This window comes from Bradyrhizobium sp. WSM1253, assembly GCF_000244935.1.
Taxonomy (GTDB): Bacteria; Pseudomonadota; Alphaproteobacteria; order Rhizobiales; family Xanthobacteraceae; genus Bradyrhizobium; species Bradyrhizobium canariense.
Genome location: NZ_JH600073.1, coordinates 2851174 through 2863284 on the forward strand (window position 1 = coordinate 2851174; position 12111 = coordinate 2863284).

Genomic DNA, 12111 nt, shown 5'->3' on the forward strand with positions numbered 1-12111 from the left:
TGCGATAATTTAGGTTACTCAGTACCGACACGGCTTCCAAGCCGGGTCGCCGCCCGATGCGAAAGACTGCGCTACCCAACATCGTCTTCACGCAGCGTTGCACGACAGAGGTTGCGATGAGTGATCACGACTCACTCGGGACCTGAAGCCGAATCCAGCGCTGCGGCTTGTGCTCTCGTCATGACGCCAAGCAGACGTTATTGGGTGAGCACAATTCCTTCATTGCTTGTCCATGCGTGCTTCGTAGTTGCGAGCCATCGTGCCCGCCGCGACTTGGAGCGAAGAACCAACCACCCAACAGCCGGCAACAAAGGCTATCAGCCCATTGGCTGGGTTATGATCAAGGACAAGGATGCTGACGGACAGAGTTGCGGCAATCGCGGCGCCGAACGTTCCGGCCGCACTCATAATCTCAGCCGGCTCGGAACCATTCCACTCTTCCGAGGTGCTCGAAATCGACTTCCGCGCGACACTGCGAGACAAATCAATTCCGACGTAATAGCTAAGAGCTCCGTAGAGCATCGTTATCAGCACGATCCAGCCGCTTTCAAACAGTCCGCCTTTCTCACGCAACAGGGCCGCACCCACATAGAGGCCGCAAGAGGCCCCAACGGCTGCGAGCCCTATTCTTTCAAGAAGATGGGCCGACCTGATCAGACCGGAACGAGCGATCCGAAGATTGCCGGAGCCCCTCGTTAGGGAAAATGCGCTGGAAATTGCATCACTAATTTTCATTGGGGGTCTCCTTCTTAGGTAAGTAGCGACCTACCGGCCGACCCCGAATAGAGGCAGCCTCGTGGACGCGTTTTGCGATTGCCTTGATTCCAACTTCTGAAAAATCTGTGCTGAGTGATGGGGCTGGCTTGCTCGTGAGCAAGACGAGAGCCAATCCAAAGCTGCGAGCACGCGGCTACGCAGGCATTGCATCTCACCCGTGCCTGTCAGTTAAGTCCGGGTGCGGCAATTTCTTGCGGGAGTGATAGCTCGAAAAGAGAGTGGTGAAATATGAGACGGTTCACATAACGCGGTTCCCCGTTGCTCTATCCGATCACAATTTCCGGAGGACAAGTCTGCATCGTCGCGAGACCCGGGAGCGCGGGAGCTGAAAGAGCCATCAGTAAACAAGTTGTCCCGCGTCTCGCCGACATCAGATCTATCCACTCATACCATGTTTTGCCCACGTGAATTCCCGAAGCGCGAGCAAGCAATCAGCAGGATCGGACAAGGCAGCGCGGCTTTGGGAAAGACGCCGGCGCTGCACCAGACCTAAAACCTGGCCATGCCGCTCGCGCCGGAGGCCAAGCCATGTCCGAACTTCCCACCCCCGCTGCAACACCCGCCGCGGTCGTCGATGCATTGAAGGCGGTCGCAGGCAATCCGCCGAAGGTGCGCGCGAGCTTCGCCAAGGGTCGATGTGTGCGCGGGACCTATGCCCCGTCCGATCGCGCGGCAGAGATCACGCGATCGCTGAGCTTCACCAAGCCGTCGCGGGTGCTCGCGCGCTTCTCCGTTGGCGGCGGCAATCCCGGGGTGACCGACACCAACAATCTCGTCCTGCGCGGCTTCAGCTTCAGGCTTGGCGACGACGCGCATCGCTCGGACATCCTGACGGAAACCGCTCCGGTGCATTTTGCACGGACGCTCGACCAGATGCTCGCCTTCCTCGAGGCGCGCATCCCAGGCGCGGACGGCAAGCCTGACATCGAGAAGGTCCGGGCCTTTTCCGCGGCCAATCCTGAAACACTGAACCAGGCGAATTACGTCGCGGCACGCCGGCTGCCCGGCAGCTTTGCCGCCACGACTTATTGGGGCGTGCACGCCTTTCCCGCGACGAACGCCAAGGGTGAAACCCGCTTCATCAAGTTCAAGGTCGCGCCTGTGGGCGGTGACGTCACCTTGAGCGAGGACGAAGCGAGGGCGAAGTCGGCTGATTTCCTGCATGACGATCTCGCGCGGAGGATCGCAGCCGGCGATGTCCGCTTCAACGTGATGGCCTTGCTCGACCGTCCCGGCGATCCCACCATGGACGTGACCCTGCGATGGCCGGACGAGGACAACCGTGAGCAGGTGCGGCTAGGGACGATCGTCATCACCAGCCTCGAGACCAACGAGGCCTGCGACGGATCCATCTTCAATCCCGTCAATCTTGCCGACGGCATCGGCCATCCGCCGGACGAGATCTTTGCGGCGCGCCGCACGGCCTACACGATCTCGCTGGCGAAGCGCCGGTAAATTCAAGTCTTGTCCCGTCCGCCATCCGTTTCGCGGCGCCATCCGCCCGGACTGACGCCGACGATGGACGAGAACACCCGCGTGAAATGGCTCTGATTGGCAAATCCGGCCGATATGGCAATCTCGGACAACGGCAGGTCGCGAACTGTCATAAGTTGCTTGGCCGCCTTGACGCGCTGCTGAAGCAGCCATTGATGCGGCGGCAGTCCGGTGGAGATCCGGAACGCGCGTGAGAAGTGGCTGACTGACAGACCAAGCTCGGTCGCGATCAGCTGCAGCGCGATCTTGCCCGAGAGATCGGAATCGAGCCGGTCACACGCACGTTTCACCTGCCATGGCGCGAGACCGCCGCGGCTCGGTTCTGCGGCTGGCTTCAGCCCACCATAGGTCTGGGCGACATGGGCGGTGAGCGCAAGCATCATGTGATCGACGAAAAGCTGGTTGGTCTCGTCGGGCCGGCACAGTCCTTGCCGCAAGGAGGCACCGACATGTCGAACGACCTCGTCGTCATGACCGACACCTGGCTCGTAGCTGAGCTCGCCAACGCGCGGCCCGCCCGGTTGCCTGGCAATGCCGTTGAGCGCCGAGCGCGGCAAATAGAAGAAGAGCGAGTGAAACGGCTTGTCGATCACATAGCGCGGGTCGCGCTTGAGGTCGTACAGATAGGTCGCACCTGCGCGAACATCCGCCTTGGTGACACAGCGGCCCTCCTCCCAGCATTCGCAATCCGGATAGTCGCGGAGTTTCAGGCTGAGGAGATAGGCATCTTCCGCAGCCAGGGAACCGGAAATATCCGGCGTCGGATCGTCGTTGCGAACCTCGGTGACCGCGAGCTCGGCGCTGTGCAGCGAACGCGTGATCAGGACCGGTGCTTGCTCGGAGCGAAGGCCCTGCCCGAGCCTCTGCCCGTAGACGCCTGCTTGTGTCATTCTAGTAAATCCATCCGTAAAGGCACGCCTTCGCCGGCCTTCCCGAGATCCGCGCATTATCGGAGATCGACGGCCAACGGTCCAGCTGCAGCGCATAGCACGAAGCTGGCGCGGCCGGCCGTCGCACCGGGTCGCGACGCGATGATTTCATTGTGATTTCAGCGTGATGTAACAGGCCCGGCAGGGCGAAGGACACAACCGTTGACCTGCCCGGCAGATCGCTGCGCGACCTCATCGTGCATTTTGGAAAGGATTTGCGGCCTGCGCACGTCAGTTGGACCATTCCTCGCCCCAGACCTGGACGACGTGGCCCGGCGACACCTCGCGATATTGGCGCACGGGCGGCTGGTAATCGGGCGAGCGCACCGGGCTTCTGATCTCGTCGTTCGCTACCTGTCGCCTGGTGCCGCGGCGCGCTGGATCGGGCACCGGCACGGCCGCCATCAGCTTCTTCGTATAGGGATGCTGCGGATTGCCGAACAGGGCCGCGCGCGGGCCGGTCTCGACGATCTCGCCGAGATACATCACCGCGACGCGATGGCTCATGCGCTCGACCACAGCGATATCATGGGAAATGAAGAGATAGGCAAGTCCCATGCTGGCCTGAAGATCGAGCATCAGATTGACGACCTGCGCCTTGACCGAAACATCGAGTGCCGAAACCGCTTCGTCCGCGACGATCAGCTTCGGTCCGAGCGCGAGCGCGCGGGCAATGCAGATGCGCTGGCGCTGGCCACCGGAGAATTCGTGCGGAAAGCGTGGGGCCATGTCGGCGGTGAGACCAACGCGAACGAGCAGGTCGGCGACCTTCTCCCGCGCCTGCGACGCCGTGGCGAGCCCGTTGGCGAGCAATGGGGCCGCAATCGCCGTTCCCACCGACATGCGCGGGTTGAGACTCGCGAACGGATCCTGGAACACGATCTGCATCTGCTTGCGAAAGTCACGCAAGGTGCGGGCATTCATCGCCAGCACATCCTGCCCGTCGACCAGAACGGTGCCGCTGTCGGGCTCCGTCAGCTTGAGAATGGAGCGGCCCGTCGTCGACTTGCCGCAGCCGGATTCGCCGACCAGCGCCAGCGTCTCCCCGGCGCGCAAGGAGAAGGAGATGTTCTCGACCGCATGGACGCGGCCCGAGACCTTGCCGAACAGGCCCGAGCGGATTGGAAAGCGCGTCGTGAGGTTGGAGACCTCGAGCAGCGGTCGCTCGGCAATCGAGACCGTATCGGGCGTCTCCGCCGGCTCGTCCGAGGTTCCCGCTTGCTTGTCCACGATCGGAAAACGCATCGGCCGCGTCCGCCCATCCATCGAGCCGAGGCGCGGCACGGACGCGAGCAGTGACCTCGTATAGGGATGCGAAGGGGCTGCGAAGATGCGCGAGGTATGGTCGGTTTCCACCGCCTGGCCGCCATACATCACCACGGTGCGGTCCGCGATCTCGGCAACCACGCCCATGTCGTGGGTGATGAAGAGGATCGACATCTCCTCTTCCTGCTGAAGCTCCTTCAGAAGCTCCAGGATCTGGGCCTGGATCGTGACGTCGAGCGCCGTGGTCGGCTCATCCGCGATCAGCAGCCTCGGCTTGCAGGCCAGCGCCATCGCGATCATCACGCGCTGGCGCATGCCGCCGGAGAAGCGATGCGGATGCTCGTGGAAGCGCGATTTCGCCGCGGGGATGCGAACACGATCGAGCAGGCGGATGGTCTCGACCTCCGCCGCCGCACGCGACAGACCGCGGTGCTGGATCAGCGCTTCCGCAATCTGGAAGCCGATGGTCAGCACCGGATTGAGGCTCGTCATCGGCTCCTGGAAGATCATGGCGACTTCGTTGCCGCGAACGTCCTTCATGCTCGCTTCGGCCAGCGTCAGCAGGTCGCGGCCGGCAAGCCGGACGCTGCCTTCGACGCGGCCGTTCTCCTTCGGAATGAGCCGCATGATCGAGAGCGCGGTGACGCTCTTGCCCGAACCGGACTCGCCGACGATCGCCACGGTTTCCCGCGAGGCAATATCGAACGACACGTCGCGGACGACGGGACTCCATTGCCGTTCGCGCATGAAGGACGTCGTCAGGCCGGAGACCGACAGCACCGGCGACGTCGCGTTGGCAGCGACGTGGTCAGGTATCCTTGCGCCGCTGCTCATGCCAGTGTCCTAATAGCCGCGACTACGATCGACACGCCCCGGCAATTCTTCACCGCGGCGGTGGCGCGCGATCACATCCAGCACGAAATCGACCGCCGTATCCGGCGTGGTCATGCTGGCATTGTGCGGCGTGACCAGGATGCGCGGATGGCTCCAGAAAGGGTGACCCGCAGGCAGCGGCTCCGGCTCGGCGACATCGAGGACGGCACCCGACAACGCGCCGCTGTCGAGCGCCGCGAGAAAGTCGGCTTCGACCAGATGCGGGCCACGCCCGACGTTGACGAGCGACGCGCCGCGCGGCAGGCGCGCGAACAGATCCGCGTTCAGGATGCCGCGGGTCTCATCGGTCAAAGGCAACAGGCAGACGAGAATGTCGGTCTGCACAAGGAAATCCGGCAACGTCTCCATGCCTGCGCAACAGGCGACGCCCTCGATCTCGCGCGGCGAGCGATTCCAGCCGAGAAGTGGAAAATCGAAAGCTCTGAGCCGTTCGAGCACGGCCTGGCCGAGTTGGCCGAGGCCCATCACGCCGACGCGCCGACGTTTGGCCGGCGTGATCCGGATCTCGCGCCAGACCTGTTCCTTCTGCTGGGCAATGAAGGGCAGGAGGTCGCGATGCAGCGCGAGCACCGCCATGGTGACGTATTCGACCATCGTCTCGGCAATGCCCGGCTCCAGCATGCGCACCAGCGGAATGTGCGGCGGAACTTTTGACGCGTCGAACTGGTCGACGCCCGCACCGACCGAGAAGACGAGCTCGAGATTTGGGAAAGTCGTCGCGATGTCGTCCGGCGGCACCCACGCCACGAGATAGCGGACGTTGGCGGGATCGCCGATGTCGGGCCAGAGCCGGAACGGCACATCGGGCGCGCGCTCGGCGAAGAAGCCCGCCCATTCAGCGCCGCGAACCATGTTGGCCTTGTAGAGAACCGTCATGCCGCAAGGCCCTCAGAACGGGCTGACCGGCGCGAGCCGGCGGCCGTCGATCAGGCGCTTGTGGCTGTAGGCCGCGGGATCGACCAGCGGCGTCGCGCCCGTCACGATGTCGGCGGCGAGCTTGCCGGCCGCAGGACCGATGCCAAAGCCGTGGCCGGAGAAGCCGGTAGCGAGGAAGAAGCCGGGCATGGCGTCGACCGGCGAGATGACCGGGATGGTATCCGGCGTGCAGTCGATCGTGCCGCCCCAGGCTTCCGCGATCTCGATGTCCTTCAATTCAGGATTCGACTTGATCAGCGAAGCCAGCGCGGCATTGACCAGCGACATGTCAGGCGCGGGATCGCGCACGCGCTCGGTCTCGAACGGCGACGGCTTGTCCAAGCTCCAACTGGTGCCCCGCGTGAGCTGGTCGAAGAAGGATTTGCCGAATGACAGTTTCAACCCGTTCTTGCGATGCAGATAGGTCGGCCAGAAGGTTCGCGCGTAGCGGAACAGATCGGGCGACAGTTCGACCGTGCCGCGGTTGCGCAGCGCCAGCGTAAAGCCGCCGTCGAGGCGGCGGCGGATGCAATAGAAATCGGTGCCGAGCGCACCGGAGGTAATCTCCGGCCCGGGCGTGGTCCGGCACGCGGTCGCATTGACAAGGCCGATCGGCAGCTCGATGCCATGGCGGCGGCAGAACAGCGACGACCACGCTCCGCCGGACAGCAGCACTGATTGCGTGCGAATGGAGCCCTTCTCGGTGACCACGGCGCTCACCCGGCCGCCTTGCGTCTCCAACCCACGCGCGGCGCAGCCCTGATGAATGGTGACGCCGTGTTTTCGTGCGGCGGTCGCAAGCGCAGGCACGGCCATCGAGGGCTCCGCGCGCCCGTCGCTCGGCGTGTGCAGGCCGCCAACCCATGTCTCGGAATTGCCGGGCAGACGCTCGGCGACTTCCGCCGGCGTCAGGACGGTCGAGTGAACCTGCATCTCGCGCGCCGTTGCCGCCCATCGTTCCCAGCTGGCGAGCTCGTCCTTGCTCTTTGTCAGGAACAGCACGCCCGTGCGGCGGAAGCCGGCATCGACGCCGGCATCGTTCTGCATGTCTTCCCACAGGCGCAGCGCCTCGCGGGCCAGCGGGATCTCCTCACGCGCGCGACCCTGCTGGCGGCACCAGCCCCAATTGCGGCTCGATTGCTCGCCGCCGACATGGCCCTTCTCGACCAGGGCGACGGTGAGCCCCTTCTTGGCGAGATGATAGGCCGCAGAGACGCCGATCACGCCGCCGCCGATGACGACGACGTCCACCTGCGCCGGCAGGCGTTCATCGCTGTTTATACGGGTGAGCGGCGGGGACATGGGGCACTCCAGATATTCAGTTCGATCGGAGCAAGCTTGCTTATCGCTAGTTTGCAGATCATGGGATGTTCATTCGCGGATCGAGCGCATCGCGCAGGCCGTCGCCGAGGAAGTTGAAGCTCGTCACCGCCAGCGTGATGGCGAGGCCGGGCGCAATCGCGAGCCAGGGCGCGCTGGTGAGATAGATCTGTGCGTTGTTGAGCATGTTGCCCAAGCTCGCCGCCGGCGGCTGGATGCCGTAACCGAGATAGCTGAGATAGGACTCCAGCAGGATCGCCTTGGCGACGTTCAGCGTCGCCGCCACCACGATCGGCGCGACCGCGTTGGGCACCAGCTCGCGGAACATGATCCGCAGGTTCGACGAGCCGAACGCGAGTGCAGCAACCGCAAACTCGCGTTCCCGCAGGGAGCGCACCTGGGCCTCGACGACGCGGGCCACCCACATCCAGGCAGTTGCCGCGATCAGCACGGTGGTGGTGACGAAGCCGGGCTCGATGAGCGCCGCGAGCGCAAGCAGCAGGAAGATGGTCGGAAAGCAGAGCATGGCATCGACCAGCCGCATCAGCACCGCGCCGACCACGCCGCCAAAGAAGCCGGCGAAAGCGCCGACGACGATGCCCACCGCCATCGCCATCACCATCGCGACGAAGCCGATCGACAGCGAGACGCGCGCGCCCATCATCAGCCGCGCCAGCACGTCGCGACCGAGCTCGTCGGTGCCGAGGATGTGCGCGCCGGAGAACGGCGGCGCGAACCGCTTCATGATATCGATATAGGTGTCATCGAACGGCAGCAGATAGGGACCAAAGGCCGAGCCGAGGACGAGCACCAGAATGATCACGGCGCCCGCGAGCGCGAGCCGGTGCCGGCGGAAGCGCCGCCAGGCGGCATGGCCCGGCGCGAGCTGAACGGTCGAGAGGGCTGCGCTCGTCATCGCCTAGCCCACCCGTATCCTGGGATCGACGACGGCATAGAGGATGTCGGCGAGCAGCGACCCGATCAGCACCATGATCGCCGAGAACATCAAAATGCCCATCACCACGGGGTAGTCGCGATAGCCGATGGAATCGAGAAACAGGCGCCCCATGCCCGGCCAGGTGAACACGGTTTCGGCGACCAGCGCGCCGCCGAGCAGCGTCGGGAACTGAAGGCCGGCAACGGTGATCATCGGCAGCAGGGCGTTGCGCAGCGCGTGCACGGTGAGAATGCGCCATTCCGGCATGCCCTTGGCGCGCGCGGTGCGAATGTAGTCCTGGTTGATGACCTCGAGCATCGAGGAACGCATGAAGCGGCCCCACATCGCGGTCTCGACCAGCGCCAGCACCAGCGCCGGCGCGATCAGATGATGCAGAAGGTCGAGGAAGGAGCCGTCGCCGACGGTCTCGCGGTTGCCGGCCGGCAACCAGCCGAGCTTCACGGAGAAGATGTAAATCGTGACGAGTCCGAACCAGAAGGTCGGGATCGACAATGCGATCATGGCGCCGACGGTCGCGAGCGAATCGAACAGCGAATAGCGGCGCAGCGCACCGAGCACACCGATCCAGCCGCCGAGCAGCACCGCGATGATGGTCGCCGTCGACATCAGCTCCAGCGTGGCGCCGAGGTGCGACGAGATCACCGACAGCACCGCCTCGCCGTCGCGATACGAGTGGCCCCAATCCCCCCTCAGCATCCGGCCGAACCAGTCGAGATACTGGATCGGCAGCGAACGATCGAGGCCAAGCTGCCTGGTGACGCGATCGAGATCCTCCTGCGTCATCTGCGCGGAGGCCGCGAATTGCGAGAGCGGACCGCCGGGCGCCAGATGCAGAATGGCGAAGCCGATCGCGGACACGATCACCAGCAACATGATCGCCTGCGCCAGGCGATTGGCGACGTAACGGGCCATCTCAGGCGATCTCGCGCACCTGAACCATCAGGCCCAATACCATTCGCGGATGTTCCAGCAGTTGATCGACATGTTGATGTTGGGGCGGAAACCTTGCAGCCCTTCCTTCACGCCTTCGGCGATGAAGCCCTGGAATAGCGGCAGGATCGCGAGGTCGTCGCGGATGAGCTTCTGCAGAGTGCCATAGGTCGTCTTGCGCTGCGCCAGATCGAACTGCTTGGCACCTTCTGCGAGAAGCCGATCCGCCTCCGGGTTGCGATACTGATAGGTGTTGTAGCCGCGGCCACCCTTGGCAGGAATGGCGCCGGAGCCGAAGCGGGGCGTCACGTCGGGGTCGCTGCCGAGCATGAAATTCACCCCCACGATCACCGAATTGAATTTCGATTGCTGCCAGAAGTCGCCCCAGATCACCGCGGCCGGCATGTTGTTCACGCGCATCGCGGCACCGATCGCGCGCCAGTCCTGGATCAGCAATTGCTGAGTCTGCTCGCGCACCGCATTGCCCGACGTCGTTGAATTGGTGAATTCGAGCTTGACGCCGCCCTTCTCGCGCACCCCGCCAGAGCCACGCACCCAGCCGGCCGCATCGAGCAGCGTGTTGGCCTTGGCCGGATCGTATTTGTGCTGCGGCAGCCCCTGCTGGAATGACCAGGCCTGCTGCGGCACGAAGCTTTCAGTCTGCGTCGGCAAGCCGTAGTTCAGCGCGTCGATGATCGCTTGCTTATTAATCGCGAGATAAAGCGCCTCGCGCACGGTGCGGTCCGCCAACGCGCCGAACTCCAGATTGGGAGCGATGTGCTCCACCGACGACGTCGAGGAGACGAAGATCTTGCGCCCCTTCAGCGTCTTCGCCTCCTGCACGAAGTTCGGCAAAATGCCTTGCAGGCCGGTGTAGTCGACCTGCCCGGTGCGGAACTGGGTGTAGAGCACGGTCAGGTCGGGAATATACTTGAACACTACGCGCTCAACGTAAGGTCCCTTGCCGTGATAGCCGGTATGGGCATTCAGCTGAATGTGGTCGCCGGGCACGCGCTCGCCCCAGCGAAACGGTCCGGTACCGACGGGCGCATTGTGGAACGGCGAGGCGTTCGGATCTGTCACCTTCTCCAGGATGTGCTTGGGCACGATGAAGGTCAGCGATCCCAGGATCGACATGTAGGGCGAATAGGGAGCTTCCATGCGCCAGTGAACCTCGTCGGGCGCGACGACCTTGATGTCCTTCACGAGACTATGGCCGACGCGGCTGCGCGCGCGGAAATCGGGATTGTTGATCAGCTCGAGCGAGAACTTCACGTCCTCGGCCGTGAACGCCGTGCCGTCGTGCCATTTCACGTCGCTGCGGAGCTTGATCTTCCAGGTCAGGCCGTCGGCCGACAGGCCGCCATTCTCGATGGTCGGGACTTCGCGGGCGAGGTCGGGAACGAACTTGCCGTCGGGATCGATGAACCAGAGCGGCGAGAACACCTGCCACCAGATGCCCTGATCGACTTCGATGCCCGGCATCAGGGGATGAAAGACCGTCGGCTCCTGCGACAGCGCCGCGATCACCTGCCCGCGCGGCTTGTCCGGCGGATTGGTCGGGCGTTCGGTCTGCGCAAACGCGTGGCCCGAAAGCGTCCATCCCGCCGCGGCGCCCGCGCCGAGCTGAAAGATCTGACGGCGGTTCGGATTGCCGAGATGCAGTGCCCCAACGCCGAACTTCCCGGTGTCGTCCGCCATGACCACTCTCCGTTTTCGCACGCGGCACCGTCTCCCGCGCCCCCGAGATCCCCGGCAAAAGGACAGGAGTGGGCTTTAGTGCTTCTAAATTTTTCTATCAAAAGTTCATCACGACTAAATACAGCTGTCAATCGGATTGGTAGGATGCGCGACCTTTTCACTCCGACTGAAGCTCCAGACCGCCATTGTCTGGGGCTGAGATGATGTATGGGAGAGCGACATGGATGGTCGCGGCGAGATCAACGATCCGAAGGATGCACCGGCGATCGAGGCCGACGATGCGGTCGACCAGCGCCTCGGCGAGACCGTGCGGCTGCTGCGCCAGCGTGCGGGCCTGTCGATCCAGGACGTCGCCAACAAGACCGGCCTCTCCAACGGCATGATCAGCCAGCTCGAACGCGCGCGTGCCATGCCGTCGATCCGCACGTTGCGCCTGCTCAGCATCGCGCTCGACGTTCCGATCTCCTATTTCTTCGAGACAACCGATCCCGCCGACGTGCAGCGCTACATCGTGCGCAAGAACAGCCGGCGCCTGCTGCGGCTCACCGCCAGCGGCGTCGTCAAGGAAGCGTTGACGCCGGCAGACAAAGGCCAGCTCGAACTCTACGAGCTCACCCTCAATCCCGGCGCCTCGTCCGGCACCGACTTCCTGCAGCACACCGGCGAGAAGGCGGGCTATATCCTCTCGGGCAGCCTGCGGCTGTGGCTCGACAACCAGGCCCATCTGCTCGAGGCCGGCGACAGCTTTCGCTTTCCGAGCATCGTGCCGCACATGTTCGACAACCCGACCCAGCAGACGGCACGCGTGATCTGGGTGACGACGCTGCGCCAGACCGATTCGCCGGCAGGTTGAAGCGCCGGCCTACCCGGTACCACCGCAAATTGCCCCTCGACGCCGCCGCGCGGAATCTGTAGCTCACATCTGTA

10 protein-coding genes are annotated in these 12111 nt (G+C 63.9%); 2 read left to right on the top strand and 8 right to left on the bottom strand.

Annotation, left to right across the window (positions count from 1 at the left end; translation table 11 throughout):
• Positions 1 to 219 precede the first annotated feature (219 nt).
• Positions 220 to 735 carry a hypothetical protein gene (locus BRA1253DRAFT_RS15025; RefSeq protein ID WP_007595598.1) on the bottom strand — a complete coding sequence of 172 codons (516 nt, stop codon included), beginning with the start codon at positions 733 to 735 and terminating at the stop codon, positions 220 to 222.
• A gap of 570 nt (positions 736 to 1305) precedes the next feature.
• Between BRA1253DRAFT_RS15025 and BRA1253DRAFT_RS15030 the strand changes: the two genes are divergently transcribed.
• On the top strand, positions 1306 to 2232 hold the full coding sequence (locus tag BRA1253DRAFT_RS15030; RefSeq protein ID WP_007595599.1) for a catalase family peroxidase: 927 nt from the start codon (positions 1306 to 1308) through the stop codon (positions 2230 to 2232).
• Positions 2233 to 2234: 2 nt separating this feature from the next.
• On the opposite strand, the gene BRA1253DRAFT_RS15035 is transcribed toward BRA1253DRAFT_RS15030, so the two are convergent.
• The 7 genes from BRA1253DRAFT_RS15035 to BRA1253DRAFT_RS15065 form a co-directional block, all read right to left on the bottom strand.
• A complete protein-coding gene (locus BRA1253DRAFT_RS15035) occupies positions 2235 to 3161 on the bottom strand; it encodes an AraC family transcriptional regulator (RefSeq protein ID WP_007595600.1) in 927 nt (308 codons plus the stop codon).
• Positions 3162 to 3431: 270 nt separating this feature from the next.
• Positions 3432 to 5300 (bottom strand): ABC transporter ATP-binding protein, encoded by a 1869-nt coding sequence (locus BRA1253DRAFT_RS15040; RefSeq protein WP_007595601.1) that lies wholly within the window; start codon positions 5298 to 5300, stop codon positions 3432 to 3434.
• Between the two features lie 9 nt (positions 5301 to 5309).
• On the bottom strand, positions 5310 to 6236 hold the full coding sequence (locus tag BRA1253DRAFT_RS15045; protein ID WP_007595602.1) for a glyoxylate/hydroxypyruvate reductase A: 927 nt from the start codon (positions 6234 to 6236) through the stop codon (positions 5310 to 5312).
• Between the two features lie 12 nt (positions 6237 to 6248).
• The gene (locus BRA1253DRAFT_RS15050; RefSeq protein WP_007595603.1) at positions 6249 to 7577 is read right to left on the bottom strand and encodes an FAD-binding oxidoreductase; all 1329 of its coding nucleotides are present in this window, start codon (positions 7575 to 7577) and stop codon (positions 6249 to 6251) included.
• Positions 7578 to 7635: 58 nt separating this feature from the next.
• The gene (locus BRA1253DRAFT_RS15055) at positions 7636 to 8511 is read right to left on the bottom strand and encodes an ABC transporter permease (protein ID WP_007595604.1); all 876 of its coding nucleotides are present in this window, start codon (positions 8509 to 8511) and stop codon (positions 7636 to 7638) included.
• 3 nt (positions 8512 to 8514) lie between these two features.
• Positions 8515 to 9465, bottom strand: a complete 951-nt coding sequence (locus tag BRA1253DRAFT_RS15060) for an ABC transporter permease (RefSeq protein WP_007595605.1) — start codon at positions 9463 to 9465, stop codon at positions 8515 to 8517.
• A 27-nt stretch (positions 9466 to 9492) separates the two neighbouring features.
• Positions 9493 to 11184: a peptide ABC transporter substrate-binding protein gene (locus BRA1253DRAFT_RS15065; protein ID WP_007595606.1), complete on the bottom strand. Its 1692-nt coding sequence runs from the start codon at positions 11182 to 11184 to the stop codon at positions 9493 to 9495.
• Positions 11185 to 11404: 220 nt separating this feature from the next.
• Between BRA1253DRAFT_RS15065 and BRA1253DRAFT_RS15070 the strand changes: the two genes are divergently transcribed.
• Positions 11405 to 12037, top strand: a complete 633-nt coding sequence (locus tag BRA1253DRAFT_RS15070; protein WP_007595614.1) for a cupin domain-containing protein — start codon at positions 11405 to 11407, stop codon at positions 12035 to 12037.
• Positions 12038 to 12111: the final 74 nt, after the last annotated feature.

Bases quoted from the DNA above. Each gene is read 5' to 3' on its own strand.
- BRA1253DRAFT_RS15025 (WP_007595598.1), bottom strand. From the start codon at position 735: ATGAAAATTAGTGATGCAATTTCCAGCGCATTTTCCCTAACGAGGGGC.
- BRA1253DRAFT_RS15030 (WP_007595599.1), top strand. From the start codon at position 1,306: ATGTCCGAACTTCCCACCCCCGCTGCAACACCCGCCGCGGTCGTCGAT.
- BRA1253DRAFT_RS15035 (WP_007595600.1), bottom strand. From the start codon at position 3,161: ATGACACAAGCAGGCGTCTACGGGCAGAGGCTCGGGCAGGGCCTTCGC.
- BRA1253DRAFT_RS15040 (WP_007595601.1), bottom strand. From the start codon at position 5,300: ATGAGCAGCGGCGCAAGGATACCTGACCACGTCGCTGCCAACGCGACG.
- BRA1253DRAFT_RS15045 (WP_007595602.1), bottom strand. From the start codon at position 6,236: ATGACGGTTCTCTACAAGGCCAACATGGTTCGCGGCGCTGAATGGGCG.
- BRA1253DRAFT_RS15050 (WP_007595603.1), bottom strand. From the start codon at position 7,577: ATGTCCCCGCCGCTCACCCGTATAAACAGCGATGAACGCCTGCCGGCG.
- BRA1253DRAFT_RS15055 (WP_007595604.1), bottom strand. From the start codon at position 8,511: ATGACGAGCGCAGCCCTCTCGACCGTTCAGCTCGCGCCGGGCCATGCC.
- BRA1253DRAFT_RS15060 (WP_007595605.1), bottom strand. From the start codon at position 9,465: ATGGCCCGTTACGTCGCCAATCGCCTGGCGCAGGCGATCATGTTGCTG.
- BRA1253DRAFT_RS15065 (WP_007595606.1), bottom strand. From the start codon at position 11,184: ATGGCGGACGACACCGGGAAGTTCGGCGTTGGGGCACTGCATCTCGGC.
- BRA1253DRAFT_RS15070 (WP_007595614.1), top strand. From the start codon at position 11,405: ATGGATGGTCGCGGCGAGATCAACGATCCGAAGGATGCACCGGCGATC.